A 21,747-nucleotide genomic window follows, 5' to 3' on the forward strand; every position below is an offset into this window, starting at 1 on the left:
ACCTTCCAGGTTCGGGGCCCGTCCTTTCTTTGTGCGACTTTCGCACGACTGTCAGTGGCCTGGATTAGCGTGCAGGCAACAGGACTCGCATTGGGGTGGGACGACATGAAGAGCAGGACCGTACGCCGCGTGGCCCTTTCCGTGGCGGTGGTGGCCGCGCTGACGGGGGTGGCCGCATGCGGCTCCGGGAAGAGTGACAAGACGGTAGGCAAGAGCGTCACGCACGTCAGCCCGCTCGCCGCGCTGCGTTCGGCCGAGAAGTCCACGGACAAGGCCGAGTCCGCCAAGGTCCGCTCCAGCACGTCCATCGGCGACACGATGTCGATGACGGCCAACGGCGCCCTCGCCTGGGGCGACGGCCTCAAGGGCAACCTCACCATCACGTACACCGGCGGCCAGATGGCCGAGGCGATGCGCCAGGCCGGCTCCACGTCGATGGAGGCCCGCTATCTGCCGGACGCCTACTACGCGAAGATGAGCGAGAAGTTCGCCCAGCAGTTCGGCAAGCACTGGATCAGGTACGCGTACGACGACCTCGCCAAGCTCGGCGGCAGCTCCGGCGCGTACCTGAAGGACCAGATGCAGAACACCACGCCGAACCAGTCGGTGAAGCTGCTGCTGGCCTCCGGCGACGTGAAGAAGGTCGGCGAGGAGAAGGTCTCCGGTGTCGCCGCCACGCACTACTCGGGCACGGTCGACGTGGCCGACCTCGCCGACAAGAACAGCAACCTCACCGCCGAGCAGCTGGCCGGTCTGAAGAAGCAGCTCAGTCAGGCGGGCGTCACCACGGAGACCGTCGACATCTGGGTCAACGACCAGGACCTGCTGGTCAAGAAGGTCGAGAAGGCGAACACCGCGTCCGGCGCCATGACCAGCACGGCCTACTACAGCGACTACGGCGTCAAGGTCTCCGCCGAGGCGCCCCCGGCCGGAGACACGAAGGACTTCAAGGAGCTGATGAAGTCCGGCGGCACCGTGGCGGGCGGCTCCGGCACCAGCTCCTGAGCCCGCCGGAACCCGGCAGGTCCCCGAGGGGCGCCCACGATCCCGCCGCGCGTCCACCGTGCGCCGTCGAGGGCGTTCTCCGGGGCCGGGCGGTCGTCCACCCGCCCGCCCGCTTTCCCGTCGCCGCAGCGCGCCCGCACGACGGCCGCAGCCGGCGGGGGAGCGGTCCGCAGGGGGCCCGGGCCTGACCGTCCCTTCCGCTCCCGCAGCGGGCCGGCGCCGGGGCCCGTAGAGCCCGATTTGCTCGAAGGCGACCCGGTCCCGTACATTCCTTGAGAAGCCAAAGACCGCTGGTCGTTGCCGCACGCTTGAACGAGGGTGTGGTGACCGAAGGATCCGCTGTGAAGTGGACGACCCGCGCAGGTGACAGTGGAAGAACTCCCGGAGTGCGCGCTCTCCCGCGTGTGTGTCCGGTCGAGTCCGCCCCGTGCGCCTGCGCCGGGGCGTTTCGTTTTGTCAGCCCCTTCTGAGCGGTCCCATCACCCGGAAGGAGGCCGACGCTCTATGGCAAGGCCCGACAAGGCTGCCGCGGTAGCCGAGCTCGCGGAGCAGTTCCGCAGCTCGAACGCCGCCGTGCTGACCGAGTACCGGGGTCTCACCGTGGCGCAGCTCAAGACGCTGCGTCGTTCGCTCGGTGAGAACGCCCAGTACGCCGTGGTGAAGAACACGCTGACCAAGATTGCGGCCAACGAGGCCGGGATCACGACGCTCGACGACCTGTTCAACGGTCCGACGGCGGTCGCCTTCGTCACCGGTGACCCGGTGGAGTCGGCGAAGGGTCTTCGTGACTTCGCCAAGGACAACCCGAACCTCGTCATCAAGGGCGGTGTCCTTGAAGGCAAGGCGCTGTCCGCCGACGAGATCAAGAAGCTTGCGGACCTCGAGTCCCGCGAGGTTCTGCTCGCCAAGCTGGCGGGCGCCTTCAAGGGCAAGCAGACCCAGGCTGCTCAGGTCTTCCAGGCGCTCCCGTCGAAGCTCGTCCGCACCGTGGACGCTCTTCGTGCCAAGCAGGCCGAGCAGGGCGGTGCCGAGTAACTCGGCTCGCGAAATGACCGCCGCCGCCTGAGGCGGAGGTCGTAGCGGGCCGAACGTACGCCCGCCATACATGTACATCCGGCACCAGCCGAATTAGTGGAAGGATCGCCCACCATGGCGAAGCTCAGCCAGGAAGACCTGCTCGCGCAGTTCGAGGAGATGACCCTCATCGAGCTCTCCGAGTTCGTGAAGGCCTTCGAGGAGAAGTTCGACGTCACCGCCGCCGCCGCGGTCGCCGTTGCCGGCCCGGCCGGTCCGGCCGCCGCCGCCGAGGCCGAGGAGGAGAAGGACGAGTTCGACGTCATCCTCACCGGCGCCGGCGACAAGAAGATCCAGGTCATCAAGGTCGTGCGCGAGCTCACCTCCCTGGGCCTCAAGGAGGCCAAGGACCTGGTCGACGGCACCCCGAAGCCGGTCCTCGAGAAGGTCAACAAGGAGCAGGCCGAGAAGGCCGCCGAGTCCCTCAAGGGCGCCGGCGCCTCCGTCGAGGTCAAGTAAGACCTCTCGGAGTCTCCGTGACTCTCTCCGCGCGCTGAGTACGGCCCCCTGGGGCTGTAACGCGAACGCACCGAAGAGCGATCATCCATCCGGGTGGTCGCTCTTCGGCGTATCCGGAGCCCGGCCTCGGTTGCCTTGCACTCGTGACGGCGAGGGGTATGGTGATCTTCGTCGTGTCTCCGGCCAGTCTCGTTTGGGCAAGGGGGCCTTGACGAACCGCACGCAGCGCGCAATTCTCAGGACGCGTCGTCACAAGGATCCGAATCCGAGGCATGGATCGACGACGAAGAGGGCAGTATGAACGTGCGTTGAGGGCAGGCATGCCGAGGGCGTTGACAAGGGCGTTGAGAACAACGAGGGTCTCGAAAAACCCGCACTGGACATCAGTGTGCCAAGTGGCTACACTGACCCTTTGCGCTGCCTGTTAGCTGTCCCCTGCCCGTCACCAGGGGTCTGCCCTCACTCGAACGCCGATGACCGAAGCCACCTTGACCTGGGGTTTCCGTCTCTGTGTCTGGGATGAGGGGCCGGTACGCGCGTAGTGAGTCCGAGCCCTCGGAAGGACCCCCTCTTGGCCGCCTCGCGCAACGCCTCGACCGCGAATACGAACAACGGCGCCAGCACTGCCCCGCTGCGCATTTCCTTTGCAAAGATCAAGGAGCCTCTCGAGGTTCCGAACCTGCTCGCGCTGCAGACCGAGAGCTTCGACTGGCTGCTCGGCAACACCGCCTGGCAGAGTCGGGTCGAGGAGGCTCTTGAGAACGGTCAGGACGTCCCCACCAAGTCCGGTCTGGAGGAGATCTTCGAGGAGATCTCCCCGATCGAGGACTTCTCCGGGTCGATGTCGCTGACGTTCCGGGACCACCGCTTCGAGCCGCCGAAGAACTCCATCGACGAGTGCAAGGAGCGCGACTTCACGTACGCCGCCCCGCTCTTCGTCACCGCCGAGTTCACCAACAACGAGACCGGTGAGATCAAGTCCCAGACGGTCTTCATGGGCGACTTCCCGCTCATGACGAACAAGGGCACCTTCGTCATCAACGGCACCGAGCGTGTCGTTGTGTCTCAGCTGGTCCGTTCCCCCGGTGTCTACTTCGATTCCTCGATCGACAAGACGTCCGACAAGGACATCTTCTCCGCCAAGATCATCCCGTCCCGGGGTGCCTGGCTGGAGATGGAGATCGACAAGCGCGACATGGTCGGTGTCCGTATCGACCGCAAGCGCAAGCAGTCGGTCACCGTGCTGCTGAAGGCGCTCGGCTGGACGACCGAGCAGATCCTCGAGGAGTTCGGCGACTACGAGTCGATGCGCGCCACCCTGGAGAAGGACCACACCCAGGGCCAGGACGACGCGCTGCTCGACATCTACCGCAAGCTGCGTCCGGGCGAGCCCCCCACGCGTGAGGCCGCGCAGACCCTGCTGGAGAACCTCTACTTCAACCCCAAGCGCTACGACCTCGCCAAGGTCGGCCGCTACAAGGTCAACAAGAAGCTGGGTGCGGACGCTCCGCTCGACGCGGGCATCCTGACCGTCGAGGACATCATCTCGACGATCAAGTACCTGGTGCAGCTGCACGCCGGCGAGACCGAGACCACCGTTGACAACGGTGACACGATCGTCGTCGAGACCGACGACATCGACCACTTCGGCAACCGTCGTCTGCGCAGCGTCGGCGAGCTGATCCAGAACCAGGTCCGTACGGGTCTCGCCCGTATGGAGCGTGTCGTGCGCGAGCGCATGACCACCCAGGACGTCGAGGCGATCACGCCGCAGACCCTGATCAACATCCGGCCGGTCGTCGCCTCCATCAAGGAGTTCTTCGGCACCAGCCAGCTGTCCCAGTTCATGGACCAGAACAACCCGCTGTCGGGTCTCACCCACAAGCGCCGTCTGTCGGCCCTTGGTCCCGGTGGTCTCTCCCGTGAGCGGGCCGGCTTCGAGGTCCGTGACGTGCACCCGTCGCACTACGGCCGTATGTGCCCGATCGAGACGCCGGAAGGCCCGAACATCGGTCTGATCGGCTCGCTCGCCTCCTACGGCCGGGTCAACGCGTTCGGTTTCGTCGAGACCCCGTACCGCAAGGTGAACGACGGCCAGGTCACCGACGAGGTCGACTACCTGACCGCCGACGAGGAGGACCGCTTCGTCATCGCGCAGGCCAACGCCACGCTGAACGACGAGCTCCGGTTCGCCGAGGCGCGTGTCCTGGTCCGCCGCCGTGGCGGTGAGGTCGACTACGTCAGCCCCGAGGACGTCGACTACATGGACGTCTCGCCGCGCCAGATGGTGTCGGTCGCGACCGCCATGATCCCCTTCCTCGAGCACGACGACGCCAACCGTGCCCTCATGGGCGCGAACATGATGCGCCAGGCCGTCCCGCTGATTAAGTCGGAGGCCCCGCTCGTCGGCACCGGCATGGAGTACCGCTCCGCGGTCGACGCCGGCGACGTGGTCAAGGCCGAGAAGGCCGGTGTGGTCCAGGAGGTCTCCGCGGACTACATCACCACCGCCAACGACGACGGCACGTACATCACGTACCGCCTGGCCAAGTTCGCCCGTTCCAACCAGGGCACCTCGGTCAACCAGAAGGTCATCGTCAACGAGGGCGACCGCGTCATCGAGGGCCAGGTCCTCTCCGACGGCCCGGCCACCCAGAACGGCGAGATGGCCCTCGGCAAGAACCTGCTCGTGGCGTTCATGCCGTGGGAGGGTCACAACTACGAGGACGCGATCATCCTGTCGCAGCGCCTCGTGCAGGACGACGTCCTCTCCTCGATCCACATCGAGGAGCACGAGGTCGACGCCCGTGACACCAAGCTCGGCCCCGAGGAGATCACCCGGGACATCCCGAACGTCTCCGAGGAGGTCCTCGCCGACCTCGACGAGCGCGGCATCATCCGCATCGGCGCCGAGGTCATCGCCGGCGACATCCTCGTCGGCAAGGTGACCCCGAAGGGTGAGACCGAGCTGACCCCCGAGGAGCGCCTGCTGCGCGCGATCTTCGGCGAGAAGGCCCGTGAGGTCCGTGACACCTCGCTGAAGGTGCCGCACGGCGAGACCGGCAAGGTCATCGGCGTCCGCGTCTTCGACCGCGAGGAGGGCGACGAGCTTCCCCCGGGTGTGAACCAGCTTGTGCGCGTGTACGTGGCGCAGAAGCGCAAGATCACCGACGGTGACAAGCTCGCCGGCCGTCACGGCAACAAGGGTGTCATCTCCAAGATCCTGCCGATCGAGGACATGCCGTTCCTGGAGGACGGCACCCCGGTCGACATCATCCTGAACCCGCTGGGTGTGCCGTCCCGAATGAACCCGGGACAGGTCCTGGAGATCCACCTGGGCTGGCTCGCCAGCCGCGGCTGGGACGTCTCCGGCCTCGCGGACGAGTGGGCGCAGCGCCTCCAGGCGATCGGCGCCGACTCCGTCGCCCCCGGCACCAACGTCGCGACCCCGGTCTTCGACGGTGCCCGCGAGGACGAGCTGGCGGGTCTGCTGCAGCACACCATCCCGAACCGCGACGGCGAGCGCATGGTGCTCCCGACCGGTAAGGCGCGGCTGTTCGACGGCCGTAGCGGTGAGCCGTTCCCGGACCCGATCTCGGTCGGCTACATGTACATCCTGAAGCTGCACCACCTGGTCGACGACAAGCTGCACGCCCGCTCGACCGGTCCGTACTCGATGATCACCCAGCAGCCGCTGGGTGGTAAGGCCCAGTTCGGTGGCCAGCGGTTCGGCGAGATGGAGGTGTGGGCACTCGAGGCCTACGGTGCCGCCTACGCCCTCCAGGAGCTGCTGACCATCAAGTCCGACGACGTCACCGGCCGCGTGAAGGTCTACGAGGCCATCGTCAAGGGCGAGAACATCCCCGAGCCCGGCATCCCCGAGTCCTTCAAGGTGCTCATCAAGGAGATGCAGTCGCTCTGCCTGAACGTGGAGGTGCTGTCCAGCGACGGTATGTCCATCGAGATGCGCGACACCGACGAGGACGTCTTCCGCGCTGCGGAGGAGCTCGGTATCGACCTGTCCCGGCGCGAGCCGAGCAGCGTCGAAGAGGTCTGACGGGAGTCCGGCGGAGCCCTGACCCACAAGGGCCCCGCCGACCCCCAGGCCCCCGTTTCAGACCAAAGACTTACGACCCTGAGAGGGATTGACGCATAGTGCTCGACGTCAACTTCTTCGACGAGCTCCGGATCGGCCTGGCCACCGCTGACGACATCCGTCAGTGGAGCCACGGTGAGGTCAAGAAGCCCGAGACCATCAACTACCGCACCCTCAAGCCCGAGAAGGACGGACTCTTCTGCGAGAAGATCTTCGGTCCGACCCGGGACTGGGAGTGCTACTGCGGCAAGTACAAGCGCGTCCGCTTCAAGGGCATCATCTGTGAGCGCTGTGGCGTCGAGGTCACGCGCGCCAAGGTGCGCCGTGAGCGGATGGGCCACATCGAGCTGGCCGCTCCCGTCACGCACATCTGGTACTTCAAGGGTGTTCCGTCGCGCCTGGGCTACCTGCTCGACCTGGCGCCGAAGGACCTCGAGAAGGTCATCTACTTCGCGGCGTACATGATCACGTACGTCGACGAGGAGCGCCGTACCCGCGACCTGCCCTCCCTGGAGGCGCACGTCTCCGTCGAGCGCCAGCAGGTCGAGAACCGCCGCGACGCCGACCTGGAGGCCCGCGCCAAGAAGCTCGAGGCCGACCTGGCCGAGCTGGAGGCCGAGGGTGCCAAGGCCGACGTGCGCCGCAAGGTGCGCGAGGGTGCCGAGCGCGAGATGAAGCAGCTGCGCGACCGCGCGCAGCGCGAGATCGACCGCCTGGACGAGGTGTGGACCCGGTTCAAGAACCTCAAGGTCCAGGACCTCGAGGGCGACGAGCTGCTCTACCGCGAGCTGCGTGACCGCTTCGGCACGTACTTCGACGGCTCGATGGGTGCCGCGGCGCTGCAGAAGCGCCTGGAGTCCTTCGACCTCGAGGAGGAGGCCGAGAAGCTCCGCGAGATCATCCGCACCGGCAAGGGCCAGAAGAAGACCCGCGCCCTGAAGCGGCTGAAGGTCGTCTCCGCGTTCCTGCAGACGTCCAACAGCCCCAAGGGCATGGTCCTGGACTGCGTCCCGGTCATCCCGCCGGACCTGCGTCCGATGGTGCAGCTGGACGGTGGCCGCTTCGCGACCTCCGACCTGAACGACCTGTACCGCCGTGTGATCAACCGCAACAACCGTCTGAAGAGGCTCCTGGACCTCGGTGCCCCGGAGATCATCGTCAACAACGAGAAGCGCATGCTTCAGGAGGCTGTTGACGCCCTCTTCGACAACGGCCGTCGCGGCCGTCCGGTCACCGGTCCCGGTAACCGCCCGCTGAAGTCCCTCAGCGACATGCTGAAGGGCAAGCAGGGTCGATTCCGGCAGAACCTGCTCGGCAAGCGAGTCGACTACTCGGCGCGTTCCGTCATCGTCGTCGGCCCGCAGCTGAAGCTGCACCAGTGCGGTCTGCCCAAGGCCATGGCGCTGGAGCTCTTCAAGCCGTTCGTGATGAAGCGCCTGGTCGACCTGAACCACGCGCAGAACATCAAGAGCGCCAAGCGCATGGTGGAGCGCGGCCGTACGGTCGTGTACGACGTCCTCGAAGAGGTCATCGCCGAGCACCCGGTCCTGCTGAACCGTGCTCCCACCCTGCACCGCCTCGGCATCCAGGCCTTCGAGCCGCAGCTGGTCGAGGGCAAGGCCATCCAGATCCACCCGCTCGTCTGCACCGCGTTCAACGCGGACTTCGACGGTGACCAGATGGCCGTGCACCTGCCGCTGTCCGCGGAGGCGCAGGCCGAGGCCCGCATCCTGATGCTGTCCTCGAACAACATCCTCAAGCCGGCCGACGGCCGTCCGGTGACGATGCCGACCCAGGACATGGTCCTCGGTCTGTTCTTCCTCACCACCGACGGCGAGCTGCGTGACACCAAGGGCGAGGGCCGCGCGTTCGGCTCCACGGCCGAGGCGATCATGGCGTTCGACGCCGGCGAGCTCGCGCTGCAGTCGGCGATCGACATCCGCTTCCCGGTGGGCACCATCCCGCCGCGCGGCTGGACCCCGCCGGCTCGCGAAGAGGGCGAGCCCGAGTGGCAGCAGGGTGACTCGTTCCGCCTGCGCACCACCCTGGGCCGCGCGCTCTTCAACGAGCTGCTGCCCGAGGACTACCCGTTCGTCGACTACTCGGTGGGCAAGAAGCAGCTCTCCGAGATCGTCAACGACCTGGCCGAGCGCTACCCCAAGGTCATCGTGGCGGCGACGCTCGACAACCTGAAGGCGGCCGGCTTCTACTGGGCGACCCGTTCCGGTGTCACCGTCGCCATCTCCGACGTCGTCGTTCCCGAGGCGAAGAAGGAGATCGTCCGCGGCTACGAGGCCCAGGACGAGAAGGTCCAGAAGCAGTACGAGCGCGGTCTGATCACCAAGGAAGAGCGCACTCAGGAGCTCATCGCGATCTGGACGAAGGCGACCAACGAGGTCGCCGAGGCGATGAACGAGAACTTCCCCAAGACGAACCCCATCTTCATGATGGTTGACTCGGGTGCCCGAGGAAACATGATGCAGATGCGGCAGATCGCCGGTATGCGTGGTCTGGTGTCGAACGCCAAGAACGAGACCATCCCGCGGCCCATCAAGGCGTCGTTCCGTGAGGGTCTCTCCGTGCTGGAGTACTTCATCTCCACGCACGGTGCCCGTAAGGGTCTGGCGGACACCGCCCTTCGTACCGCCGACTCGGGTTACCTGACCCGTCGTCTGGTCGACGTCTCCCAGGACGTCATCATCCGCGAGGAGGACTGCGGCACCGAGCGCGGTCTGAAGCTGCGGATCGCCCACCGCGGCGCCGACGGTGTGCTGCGCAAGGCGGACGACGTCGAGACGAGCGTCTACGCCCGCATGCTCGCCGAGGACGTCGTCATCGACGGCAAGGTGATCGCGCCGGCCAACGTGGACCTGGGCGACGTGCTCATCGACCAGCTGGTGCACCACGGCATCGAGGAGGTCAAGACCCGCTCGATCCTGACCTGCGAGTCGCACGTCGGCACCTGCGCGATGTGCTACGGCCGTTCGCTGGCCACCGGCAAGCTGGTCGACATCGGTGAGGCGGTCGGCATCATCGCCGCCCAGTCCATCGGTGAGCCCGGTACCCAGCTGACGATGCGTACCTTCCACACCGGTGGTGTGGCCGGTGACGACATCACCCAGGGTCTGCCCCGTGTCGTCGAGCTCTTCGAGGCCCGTACCCCGAAGGGTGTCGCCCCGATCTCCGAGGCCTCCGGCCGCGTGCGGATCGAGGAGACCGAGAAGACCAAGAAGATCGTCGTCACCCCGGACGACGGCAGCGACGAGACGGCGTTCCCGATCTCGAAGCGTGCCAAGGTCCTGGTCCGCGAGGGCGACCACGTCGAGGTGGGTCAGCAGCTGACCGTGGGTGCCACCAACCCGCACGACGTGCTGCGCATCCTGGGTCAGCGTGCCGTCCAGGTCCACCTGGTCGGCGAGGTCCAGAAGGTCTACAACTCGCAGGGTGTGTCGATCCACGACAAGCACATCGAGATCATCATCCGGCAGATGCTCCGCCGTGTGACGATCATCGAGTCCGGCGACGCCGAGCTGCTGCCCGGTGAGCTGGTCGAGCGCTCGAAGTTCGAGACCGAGAACCGTCGTGTGGTCCAGGAGGGCGGTCACCCGGCCTCCGGTCGTCCGCAGCTGATGGGTATCACCAAGGCCTCGCTGGCGACGGAGTCCTGGCTGTCGGCCGCCTCCTTCCAGGAGACGACCCGAGTCCTGACGGACGCGGCGATCAACGCCAAGTCCGACAGCCTCATCGGCCTCAAGGAGAACGTCATCATCGGTAAGCTCATCCCGGCCGGTACGGGTCTGTCCCGCTACCGCAACATCCGGGTCGAGCCGACCGAGGAGGCCAAGGCCGCGATGTACTCGGCCGTCGGCTACGACGACATCGACTACTCGCCGTTCGGCACGGGCTCCGGCCAGGCCGTTCCGCTGGAGGACTACGACTACGGTCCGTACAACCAGTAAGCGAGCAGCTTGAACTGAGGGGCGGTCACCTTTTGGGGTGGCCGCCCTTCGGCGTCTCCGGGGGGCGCTACGTCCCCCGGAGGGGGCGCTGCGTCCTCCGGGACGAGAGCCGGCGCGCTCCGCCCGGAACCGCACGGGTTGTGCCGCACCGGCTCGCCGTACGACGTGACGGGCCCGCTGGGACGCCTCGGAGGCCGAGAGGCGGCACCGGAGCGAGGCGCGGGCACCGGGGACGCACGGGTCGTGCCTGGGCCCCCACAGGGGCCCTGATCGAGATGGTGACCGGTTTCAGACGTGTTCGCTGGTTTTGGCCGCCGGACTCCGGCGATCGCCGCGCGTTCACGCGGTGTGTGGGCTTGACAGGCCCCCGGCCCGAGGGGGGTGGACCCCATTTGTTTTGACCACAGCGAATGAGGTAGGTACGCTCAGACCTTGTGCCTGGGGTGTGCCCTGGCTCCCGTGCGTGCCTTCAACCGCATAGTGAGCCGTTATCGGCCACCGTAATCTGTGCCCTTTTCGCCTTGCGGCGGAAGTCTGCGGATTCGACACACCCGACCGCGTGGGTCGGAGAAGTTCCAGGTTAGCTGTACCTATCGGCACACAGAAACCGGAGAAGTAGTGCCTACGATCCAGCAGCTGGTCCGCAAGGGCCGGCAGGACAAGGTCGAAAAGAACAAGACGCCCGCACTCGAGGGTTCGCCCCAGCGTCGCGGCGTCTGCACGCGTGTGTTCACGACCACCCCGAAGAAGCCGAACTCGGCCCTCCGCAAGGTCGCGCGTGTGCGTCTGACCAGCGGCATCGAGGTCACCGCTTACATTCCGGGTGAGGGACACAACCTGCAGGAGCACTCCATCGTGCTCGTGCGCGGCGGCCGTGTGAAGGACCTGCCGGGTGTTCGCTACAAGATCATCCGCGGTTCCCTCGACACCCAGGGTGTCAAGAACCGCAAGCAGGCCCGCAGCCGTTACGGCGCCAAGAAGGAGAAGTAAGAATGCCTCGTAAGGGCCCCGCCCCGAAGCGCCCGGTCATCATCGACCCGGTCTACGGTTCTCCTCTGGTGACCTCCCTGATCAACAAGGTGCTGCTGAACGGCAAGCGCTCCACCGCCGAGCGCATCGTCTACGGCGCCATGGAGGGTCTGCGTGAGAAGACGGGCAACGACCCGATCATCACGCTGAAGCGCGCGCTGGAGAACATCAAGCCGACCCTCGAGGTCAAGTCCCGCCGTGTCGGTGGTGCGACCTACCAGGTTCCGATCGAGGTCAAGCCCGGTCGCGCCAACACCCTCGCGCTGCGCTGGCTCGTCGGTTACTCCCGCGCCCGTCGCGAGAAGACCATGACCGAGCGTCTGCTGAACGAGCTTCTCGACGCTTCGAACGGCCTCGGTGCGGCCGTCAAGAAGCGCGAGGACACGCACAAGATGGCCGAGTCCAACAAGGCCTTCGCGCACTACCGCTGGTAGTCGCTACCCACATCGAGACCGAGAGAAGACTGAAGCCTTATGGCTACCACTTCACTTGACCTGGCCAAGGTCCGCAACATCGGGATCATGGCCCACATCGACGCGGGCAAGACGACCACCACCGAGCGGATCCTGTTCTACACCGGCGTTTCGTACAAGATCGGTGAGGTCCACGACGGCGCTGCCACCATGGACTGGATGGAGCAGGAGCAGGAGCGTGGCATCACGATCACCTCTGCTGCCACCACCTGTCACTGGCCGCTGGAAGACGTCGATCACACCATCAACATCATCGACACGCCGGGCCACGTCGACTTCACCGTCGAGGTGGAGCGTTCGCTGCGCGTGCTCGACGGTGCCGTGACGGTGTTCGACGGCGTCGCCGGCGTGGAGCCCCAGTCCGAGACGGTGTGGCGTCAGGCGGACCGCTACGGCGTTCCGCGTATCTGCTTCGTCAACAAGCTCGACCGGACCGGTGCCGAGTTCCACCGCTGCGTCGACATGATCTCTGACCGCCTGGGCGCTCAGCCGATCGTGATGCAGCTCCCGATCGGTGCCGAGGCCGACTTCAAGGGCGTCGTCGACCTCGTGACGATGAAGGCCCTGGTCTGGTCCGCCGAGGCCACCAAGGGCGAGATGTACGACGTCGTCGACATCCCGGACACGCACACCGAGGCTGCCGAGGAGTACCGCGGCAAGCTGCTGGAGGCCGTGGCCGAGAACGACGAAGAGATCATGGAGCTGTACCTGGAGGGCGCCGAGCCCTCCGTGGAGCAGCTGTACGCCGCGATCCGTCGTATCACCATCGCGTCCGGCAAGGGCACCGGCACCACCGTGACCCCGGTGTTCTGCGGTACCGCGTTCAAGAACAAGGGCGTCCAGCCCCTGCTCGACGCGGTCGTGCGCTACCTGCCGTCCCCGGTCGACATCGAGGCCATCGAGGGCCACGACGTCAAGGACCCCGAGGTCGTCGTCAAGCGCAAGCCGTCCGACGAGGAGCCCCTCTCGGCGCTGGCGTTCAAGATCATGAGCGACCCGCACCTCGGCAAGCTCACCTTCGTCCGGGTTTACTCGGGCCGCCTGGAGTCCGGCTCTTCGGTGCTGAACTCCGTCAAGGGCAAGAAGGAGCGCATCGGCAAGATCTACCGCATGCACGCCAACAAGCGTGAGGAGATCGAGTCGGTGGGCGCGGGCGACATCGTCGCCGTCATGGGCCTGAAGCAGACCACCACCGGTGAGACGCTGTCCGACGACAAGAACCCGGTCATCCTGGAGTCCATGGACTTCCCGGCGCCGGTCATCCAGGTCGCCATCGAGCCCAAGTCGAAGGGCGACCAGGAGAAGCTGGGCGTCGCGATCCAGCGCCTGGCCGAGGAGGACCCGTCCTTCCAGGTCCACTCGGACGAGGAGACCGGCCAGACCATCATCGGTGGTATGGGCGAGCTGCACCTCGAGGTGCTGGTCGACCGTATGCGCCGTGAGTTCAAGGTCGAGGCCAACGTCGGCAAGCCGCAGGTCGCGTACCGCGAGACGATCCGCAAGGCCGTCGAGCGCGTGGACTACACCCACAAGAAGCAGACCGGTGGTACCGGTCAGTTCGCCAAGGTGCAGATCGCGATCGAGCCCATCGAGGGCGGCGACGCCTCGTACGAGTTCGTGAACAAGGTGACCGGTGGTCGCATCCCGAAGGAGTACATCCCTTCGGTCGATGCCGGTGCGCAGGAGGCCATGCAGTTCGGCATCCTCGCCGGCTACGAGATGACCGGCGTGCGCGTCATCCTGATCGACGGTGGCTACCACGAGGTCGACTCCTCCGAGCTCGCCTTCAAGATCGCCGGTTCGCAGGCCTTCAAGGAGGCCGCGCGCAAGGCCAGCCCCGTGCTGCTCGAGCCGATGATGGCCGTCGAGGTCACCACGCCCGAGGACTACATGGGTGAGGTCATCGGCGACATCAACTCCCGCCGTGGTCAGATCCAGGCCATGGAGGAGCGGGCTGGTGCCCGCGTCGTGAAGGGCCTCGTGCCCCTGTCGGAGATGTTCGGCTACGTCGGCGACCTCCGCAGCAAGACGTCGGGTCGCGCAAGCTACTCGATGCAGTTCGACTCCTACGCCGAGGTTCCGCGGAACGTCGCCGAGGAGATCATCGCGAAGGCCAAGGGCGAGTAACGCACCGCGTTAACACGCCGTAGGCTTGACTCCGGAGCCTCAAGGGGCATTCCGCCGCAAACGCGGAGGAATGCCCCGGGTTCCGGGCCTTTACAGCAAAGATCACCTGGCGCCGATGAAGTAAGGCGTACAGAACCACTCCACAGGAGGACCCCAGTGGCGAAGGCGAAGTTCGAGCGGACTAAGCCGCACGTCAACATCGGCACCATCGGTCACATCGACCACGGTAAGACGACCCTCACGGCCGCCATTACCAAGGTGCTGCACGACGCGTACCCGGACCTGAACGAGGCCACCCCGTTCGACAACATCGACAAGGCGCCCGAAGAGCGTCAGCGCGGTATCACCATCTCCATCGCGCACGTCGAGTACCAGACCGAGGCGCGTCACTACGCCCACGTCGACTGCCCGGGTCACGCGGACTACATCAAGAACATGATCACCGGTGCCGCGCAGATGGACGGCGCGATCCTCGTGGTCGCCGCCACCGACGGCCCGATGCCGCAGACCAAGGAGCACGTGCTCCTGGCCCGCCAGGTCGGCGTTCCGTACATCGTCGTCGCCCTGAACAAGGCCGACATGGTGGACGACGAGGAGATCATGGAGCTCGTCGAGCTCGAGGTCCGTGAGCTCCTCTCCGAGTACGAGTTCCCGGGCGACGACCTGCCGGTCGTCCGCGTCTCCGCGCTGAAGGCGCTCGAGGGCGACGCCCAGTGGACCCAGTCGGTCCTGGACCTGATGAACGCTGTCGACACCTCCATCCCGGAGCCCGAGCGTGACGTCGACAAGCCGTTCCTGATGCCGATCGAGGACGTCTTCACGATCACCGGCCGTGGCACCGTCGTCACCGGTCGTATCGAGCGTGGTGTCCTCAAGGTCAACGAGACCGTCGACATCATCGGCATCAAGACCGAGAAGACCACCACCACGGTCACCGGCATCGAGATGTTCCGCAAGCTGCTCGACGAGGGCCAGGCCGGTGAGAACGTCGGTCTGCTCCTCCGTGGCATCAAGCGCGAGGACGTCGAGCGCGGCCAGGTCATCATCAAGCCGGGCTCGGTCACCCCGCACACCGAGTTCGAGGCGCAGGCCTACATCCTCTCCAAGGACGAGGGTGGCCGCCACACGCCGTTCTTCAACAACTACCGTCCGCAGTTCTACTTCCGTACGACGGACGTGACCGGCGTCGTGACCCTCCCCGAGGGCACCGAGATGGTCATGCCGGGTGACAACACCGAGATGACGGTGGAGCTCATCCAGCCCGTCGCCATGGAAGAGGGCCTGAAGTTCGCCATCCGTGAGGGTGGCCGGACCGTGGGCGCCGGCCAGGTCACCAAGATCAACAAGTGATCTTGAGCTGATCCGGCCCGGGTCTTCGACCTGGTAGCTGTCGGAGGGGCCCGTACGACTTCGGTCGTACGGGCCCCTTCGCGTTGCCTGCGGCCGGTGCCCATGGCCGGTGCCCATGGCCGGTTCCGAAAGGCGTCAACTCGACGACCACGGAACACACCGTGACGAAGACCGGCGTGCACCGGTTGAAGTGCTCGACGGTGGGTGCTGCGCGGTGAGGGGTGCACGATGAGCGGTCTGTCGGGTGGCTACGGCCATGGCCCGGGGAACCTTGCGTCCTCCCCGGCCGAGAAGCGGGCGGCGGCGAAGGCCCTCCGCGACGACATCGCGCCGGGCACCCGCAGGGCGGGGGAGTGGGCGGACGACGAGACCGGCGCCGCGGTGAAGGCGTTCGGCGCGTGGGACGGGGACGGCTGGCTGACCTCGGCGGCCCTGCGGCGAGCCCACGAGACCTGGGGCACGCAGGTGAAGAGCCTGATGGACCGGCTGGGCGCGGACGAGGACCTGCTGCGCCGTACGAACACGGTTCTCACCGGCGCTGACCTGTCCGTCGGATCGACGCTGCGCAAGACGTCCGCACTGCACCTGTACTGACGCGCCGTACTGACGGGGAGCGACCGGGATGCCGACGTACCACGAGATCATGAGCGCCGACCTCGCCACGCTGACCACCGCGGCCGACCGTTGGGACGGCATGGCGGACGAGTTCGCGAAGCAGGAGAGGGCCTACCGGCGGGATGTCCACGGCATCTCCGTGGGGGCCACCTGGACGGGCCTGAGCGCGGAGGCGGCGCACGGGCGCTTCGGCGTCACGCTCGAGGAGTTCCGGAACGCGCAGACGGAGGCGAAGGCGCTCGCCTCCCTGCTGCGGGACGCGCACGGTCAGTACGTGGAGCTGAAGGCCCGGCTGACGGCCGCGCGCCGGGAGGCGGTGGCGGCCGGGATGCGCGTGTCGGACGGCGGTGTGGTGGGCGTGGACCCCGAGCACGTGGCGGGCGCGGACGACGCCGCGCGGGCTCACGCCGAAGCGGCCGTGCGGTCCTGGCAGGACAGGATCGACAAGGCGGTACGGGACGTGACGGACGCGGACTCCGGCGTCCGGATCGCACTGACGGCGGCGGTGACCGACACGGACCCGGCCGGGGGCCGGGGCTTCAACGGCGGGGCGATGGGGGACGTCGAGAAGTACGAGGCGCTGCAGGCGGAGGAAGCGCTGGCGAAACTGAGCCGGGGCGGGCATCTGTCGCGGCGTGAAATCACCGAGCTGGAACGGACGTTCCGCGACAACGCCGACGACGAGGCCTACTCCCGCACCCTGCTGGACGACCTGGGGACGGCGGGCACGATCCGGCTCACCAACGAGCTGAACGACCTGGTCCACGTACGGGGCGGGGCGGCGGCCGGTACGTACTCGACGATCGAGTCGGGCCTGGCGGACACGCTCGCTTCGGCGACGCGAAACACGGCGTCGCCCTGGTACCACCACTGGCGCACCGCCATGCGGCACGCCGGCGTCGAGCACTACGCCACGGACGCGCAGGGAGAGCGGCTGGACAAGGCGGTGGGCTATCAGTCGCTGGTGACCCTGATGAGCAAGGGGCACGGATATGCGCCGCGCATGCTGGAGAACCTGACCGACGACATGATCCATGCGGAGAAGGAGCATCCGGGGATCTGGCGGACGAAGGGGGAGTACGCGGGGAGGCGTGGGGGGTGGTTCGCGAATGATCCGGTGGACGGGGTGCTGGGGATCATGAGTCACGACCCCGGGACGGCGGCGCACTACCTGGGCTCGGACGCGCACATGAAGTACCTGATGCGGGATCGCGACTGGCAGGTCACCCTGCGCGACCATGGCACGGCGGAGGTGAGCACGTACGCGGCCGGACTCGACGGAGACGACCGAGCGGGCTTCGGAGCGGCCCTCCAGGCGGCAGCGACGGGGATCGACCCGGCGGACAAGCACGCCCACTACGTGGCCCACACCAAGCAGAACGACGCGGTCTTCAGATCGGCCCTGAGCCACCTGGCAGCCCAGGGCGACGACTTCCCCGCCTCCCTGCGCCGACCGATGGCGAACGTCCTGGTCAACCATGGGGCGACGGTCCACGCGTCGATGAGCGAGATCGACATCGCACACTCGCCCCTGAAGCAGGACCAGCTCTTCGAGGTGGCCAAGCAGGTGTCCAGGGACGAGGACGCATACAGCACGCTGAACGGGGGGCTGAACCAGGCGATGGTCGCGAACATCCATGGTGATCACTCCAAGTCGGCGGAGTCCCTGACCCGAGCCGGTCGGACAGTCGGCTTCCTGGAGGAGGCTTGTATTCAGGCGGCGGGATCCCCGACGACGGCCGAATTCGAGACCAAGCCGCTCTTCGACAAGGCGATCAGCTACATCCCGGTGGTCAACGACGACGTACAGGCCGGGTTCGACTACGTCACCGACCAGTGGCTGGCGGACGAGCAGAAGAGACTCGATGGTCAGCAGGCGGAGGACAATGTGAAGGCGTATTCCGCGAGGAATGGGCAGCTGATGGCGCTTGCCGATGAATGGAAGAAAACACATCAAGTCGGTGACAGCCTGTACTTCAATCCAAAACAGGAGATCAATAGATCTGCTCTGGACGGAATCGAGCACGCGACCGGGATGTCAGGGGAACAGCCCAAGTGAACCTCTTCCGCCGGACCGGATTTCTGGGGCTGGCCGCCCTTTCCCTCGCGGTGTGTGTGGTCTCCTGCACCAGCAGGGGGGATCAAGGGGTCCCGGACACCATCTGCGGTACCCGCATCGATCCAGTCCTCACTCGGCCACTCGTGACGTCCACCGATGAGCTACATGAGTACAACCGGGTCGATCGAGCCCAAGCAATTACAGCACCATGTGTGCTTCTGGCGAGACATGACCCCGTGCTCGAGTTCCAGTTCTCGTGGGATGAAAGCGCGACGGATCTCATGTACTTGGCGACGGGTAGCGGATCGGTCTCGCATGTCAATCAACCACGCAGCGCCGACCTGGCCCTGAAGACGGTCATTGGCACAGATGGGGCTATCTCGATCACGCGATGCAAAACCAGGCGTGGAAACTACTTCACCCTCACCCTCCAGCTCCCCCAAATCAAACTTACCGATCAATCCCACCGCAAGGACATTGAAAAGTTCATGCGTGCATACTTCCCGGCCGCCCTCAGGACCCTCGGCTGTGCGTAATAGCTCTCCTGGTCAAGGGCACCTCGTCGGGAGCCCAGGAGTCGTTAAAGATACGCAAGTGGTGGTGACTCAAGGGCCTTTGCAGTACTGGAGTTGTAGCGTGACGCGGGCACGCCAGGGTTGCAGACGGGGGTTGGCATCGTGGCAGGTAATGGCGGCGATCACGCCGTGGGAATGCGGCTGAACCAGGTGCCGGACGGCCCGGGCGGTGGTGGTCGGCCGTACCTCGCGTCCTCTTCCGCTGAGAAGAAGACCGCAGCCGACACGCTGCACAACGACATCGAGCCGGACACCAGGGTTGCGGGGCGCTGGGCAGATGACGGGACCGGCGCCGCGGTGAAGGCGTTCGACGCGAAGGACGGGCACGGCTGGCTCACCTCCGGTGCCATGAGCAAGGCGCACAAAACAAGGACATGCGCAAGGCCGGAACCGAGCAGTTCAAGGTCGACGGCCTCAGCCCCGTACCGGACGAGAAGGTGCGCGGCTACCAGAGCCTCGTCACCCTGATGCAGCAGGGGGACGGCTGCAACGGGCAGTTCCTGGAGGACACCGTGGACGACATCCGGCACGCGGAGGAGTCGTACGCGGCCAAGGGCAACACCGAGTCCGTCTGGGCCCTGCGGGACAAGTTCAGCGGCAAGGACCGGGGCTGGTTCGCCAACGACCCGCTCGACGGCGTGCTCGGGATCATGTCCCACGACCCGAAGACCAGTGCCGAGTACCTGGATCCGGCACGTAACGACACCGACTACTCGCACGACCAGGGCATATACGACCAGATCAACGGGGCGGCCGACAACGGCAACGAATGCGCCCGTGGCATTGATGACGACGGGACCGAGGCGTGGGGCGGTGGCCCTGATGTGCACCGCCGTCCTGGCAACGGCGGCGGGCTGCAGCGGCAGCACCCGTGCCACCGTCCCCGCCGAGTTCTGCGAGGTCCCGGTGCGGAAGGGGCCCTGTCACCGCTCATCCCGAAAGACGGACCGGTGAAGCAGACGTACGCGGCCCTCGAGGGGCAGCCAGGCGCGGCCTGCGCCCTGAGCGCCGACGGTCACCGGGTGCTGTACGTCGACGTCACGCGCTGGGACCGGGCCCCGGACCCGGTGAACTGGAAAACGCAGGGCTCGACGTACAAGTTCGCCGCCGAGCGGGCCGTGTCCTTCCCGGGACATGCGGCGATCGGCAGCGACGGCGCCGCGGTTCGGGCGAGCTGCACCTCCCGGAACGCATACATGATGTTCGGGGTCCATTTCTTCGGCGACCGAGTCGAGAACACCCGCACCGGCTGCAAGAAGCTGCAACGCTTCATCGATGACTTCGTACCGAGGGGAACCAGGAAATTCGGCTGTAAGAAGTAGGTGCCGACCGCCGTCGCCGGCCGGGAGGGCCAAGCGGAGAACGCGGAACGCGGGCGGCGCTGTGTCGGCGGCCTCGGAGGTGTGGATACAGTCACCGGTCGGCGATCCGCACGGAGTGACACCGGCTGCGTGGGACGCGGCGTCAAGCTGATCTTCGTGCGGGCGCAGAGGGCCCCGTGGCGTTCCACCGCCCCCTGTGGCCCACTGCTCCCGCCCCGCGTTTGACCTACATCACCTTCGGGGTAATCTCTTCGGCTCGATTGGCCAGGCCCCCGGGCCATATGGCAGACTGTCGGAGTTGCTCGGTCGAGTGTTGATGCTGCGCGCCTCCCGCCGGGAGGACCGGAAGCGAGTCCCACAGTACTCGTCGTCCTAACTGCCTGATGGCAGCACTGGGACGGACGTACGGGAATCTTCCGGGAAGTGTGGGCGCGGCACCGGCCAGGCGTCCGGTGGGGCTTCCGCCCCCGGCTTGCGGTTCCGGAAGGGCCGTGTGCATTCCCCGCAGGGATGTTCGAACAAGGGACATCTGTGTCAGCGGGAGCGCGACACGCCCGACCGCGTGGGTCGGAGAACGAAGGTAGAAACCGCCGGGTTCCAGAGCGTTAGAAGAGACAGGACTACTGAGTAGCCATGGCGGGACAGAAGATCCGCATCCGGCTCAAGGCCTACGACCACGAGGTCATCGACTCCTCGGCGAAGAAGATCGTCGAGACGGTGACCCGCACTGGTGCGTCGGTCGCGGGCCCGGTGCCGCTGCCCACTGAGAAGAACGTGTACTGCGTCATCAAGTCGCCGCACAAGTACAAGGACTCGCGCGAGCACTTCGAGATGCGCACGCACAAGCGCCTGATCGACATCCTCGACCCGACGCCGAAGACCGTTGACTCCCTGATGCGACTCGACCTCCCGGCCGGTGTCGACATCGAGATCAAGCTCTGAGGCCGGTGATCTGAGAATGGCTAAGCAGATCAAGGGCATCCTGGGCGAGAAGCTCGGCATGACGCAGGTGTGGGACGAGAACAACCGTGTTGTTCCGGTCACCGTCGTCAAGGCCGGCCCCAACGTCGTCACCCAGGTCCGTACCAACGACGTCGACGGCTACGAGTCGGTCCAGATCGCCTTCGGCGAGATCGACCCGCGCAAGGTGAACAAGCCCCTCAAGGGCCACTTCGCGAAGGCCGACGTCACCCCCCGTCGCCACCTTGTCGAGATCCGCACGGCGGACGCCTCCGAGTACACGCTCGGCCAGGAAGTCACCGCCGAGGTCTTCGAGGCCGGCGTGAAGGTCGACGTCACCGGCAAGAGCAAGGGCAAGGGCTTCGCCGGTGTCATGAAGCGTCACAACTTCAAGGGCCTCGGCGCCGGTCACGGCACCCAGCGCAAGCACCGCTCGCCCGGTTCCATCGGTGGCTGCGCCACCCCGGGCCGCGTGTTCAAGGGCCTCCGCATGGCGGGTCGCATGGGCAACGAGCGGGTCACCACCCAGAACCTGACCGTCCACGCCGTTGACGCGGAGAAGGGTCTGCTGCTCATCAAGGGCGCGGTTCCCGGTCCGAACGGCGGCCTCGTCCTGGTCCGCACCGCGGCCAAGGGGGCCTGAG

The 21,747-nt window shown here is 66.4% G+C and carries 15 protein-coding genes; all 15 read left to right on the forward strand.

Features of this window, described 5'->3' with window-relative positions:
• Positions 1-105: 105 nt before the first annotated feature.
• The 15 genes from AC07CM_RS25470 (at position 106) to rplC (ending at position 21,746) form a co-directional block, all read left to right on the forward strand.
• Complete coding sequence (locus tag AC07CM_RS25470) at positions 106-1,005, forward strand: SCO4651 family lipoprotein (protein WP_478878763.1); 900 nt, start codon at positions 106-108, stop codon at positions 1,003-1,005.
• A gap of 504 nt (positions 1,006-1,509) precedes the next feature.
• Positions 1,510-2,040, forward strand: coding sequence for a 50S ribosomal protein L10 (gene rplJ, locus AC07CM_RS25475; protein WP_360972843.1), 531 nt, complete (start codon positions 1,510-1,512; stop codon positions 2,038-2,040).
• Between the two features lie 114 nt (positions 2,041-2,154).
• Positions 2,155-2,538, forward strand: a complete 384-nt coding sequence (rplL, locus tag AC07CM_RS25480) for a 50S ribosomal protein L7/L12 (protein ID WP_478878764.1) — start codon at positions 2,155-2,157, stop codon at positions 2,536-2,538.
• Between the two features lie 571 nt (positions 2,539-3,109).
• Positions 3,110-6,595, forward strand: coding sequence for a DNA-directed RNA polymerase subunit beta (rpoB, locus tag AC07CM_RS25485; RefSeq protein WP_478878765.1), 3,486 nt, complete (start codon positions 3,110-3,112; stop codon positions 6,593-6,595).
• 98 nt (positions 6,596-6,693) lie between these two features.
• Positions 6,694-10,593, forward strand: coding sequence for a DNA-directed RNA polymerase subunit beta' (locus tag AC07CM_RS25490; RefSeq protein ID WP_478878766.1), 3,900 nt, complete (start codon positions 6,694-6,696; stop codon positions 10,591-10,593).
• A gap of 618 nt (positions 10,594-11,211) precedes the next feature.
• Positions 11,212-11,583, forward strand: a complete 372-nt coding sequence (gene rpsL / locus AC07CM_RS25495) for a 30S ribosomal protein S12 (protein ID WP_003948652.1) — start codon at positions 11,212-11,214, stop codon at positions 11,581-11,583.
• A gap of 2 nt (positions 11,584-11,585) precedes the next feature.
• On the forward strand, positions 11,586-12,056 hold the full coding sequence (gene rpsG / locus AC07CM_RS25500) for a 30S ribosomal protein S7 (protein WP_003992340.1): 471 nt from the start codon (positions 11,586-11,588) through the stop codon (positions 12,054-12,056).
• A gap of 39 nt (positions 12,057-12,095) precedes the next feature.
• The gene (fusA, locus tag AC07CM_RS25505; RefSeq protein ID WP_478878767.1) at positions 12,096-14,222 is read left to right on the forward strand and encodes an elongation factor G; all 2,127 of its coding nucleotides are present in this window, start codon (positions 12,096-12,098) and stop codon (positions 14,220-14,222) included.
• A 156-nt stretch (positions 14,223-14,378) separates the two neighbouring features.
• Positions 14,379-15,572, forward strand: a complete 1,194-nt coding sequence (gene tuf / locus AC07CM_RS25510) for an elongation factor Tu (RefSeq protein WP_263211576.1) — start codon at positions 14,379-14,381, stop codon at positions 15,570-15,572.
• 228 nt (positions 15,573-15,800) lie between these two features.
• Positions 15,801-16,166, forward strand: coding sequence for a hypothetical protein (locus AC07CM_RS25515; protein WP_478878768.1), 366 nt, complete (start codon positions 15,801-15,803; stop codon positions 16,164-16,166).
• Positions 16,167-16,194: 28 nt separating this feature from the next.
• Positions 16,195-18,246, forward strand: a complete 2,052-nt coding sequence (locus tag AC07CM_RS25520; RefSeq protein ID WP_478878769.1) for a hypothetical protein — start codon at positions 16,195-16,197, stop codon at positions 18,244-18,246.
• 236 nt (positions 18,247-18,482) lie between these two features.
• A complete protein-coding gene (locus tag AC07CM_RS25525; protein WP_478878770.1) occupies positions 18,483-18,782 on the forward strand; it encodes a hypothetical protein in 300 nt (99 codons plus the stop codon).
• Positions 18,783-19,195: 413 nt separating this feature from the next.
• Positions 19,196-20,143: a hypothetical protein gene (locus AC07CM_RS25530; protein ID WP_478878771.1), complete on the forward strand. Its 948-nt coding sequence runs from the start codon at positions 19,196-19,198 to the stop codon at positions 20,141-20,143.
• Between the two features lie 633 nt (positions 20,144-20,776).
• Entirely contained in the window at positions 20,777-21,085 is a 309-nt protein-coding gene (rpsJ, locus tag AC07CM_RS25535) for a 30S ribosomal protein S10 (RefSeq protein ID WP_003948644.1), read from the forward strand.
• A 16-nt stretch (positions 21,086-21,101) separates the two neighbouring features.
• Positions 21,102-21,746, forward strand: coding sequence for a 50S ribosomal protein L3 (gene rplC, locus AC07CM_RS25540; protein WP_062706771.1), 645 nt, complete (start codon positions 21,102-21,104; stop codon positions 21,744-21,746).
• Position 21,747 lies beyond the last annotated feature (1 nt).

This window comes from Streptomyces sp. NPDC044061, from assembly GCF_056434305.1.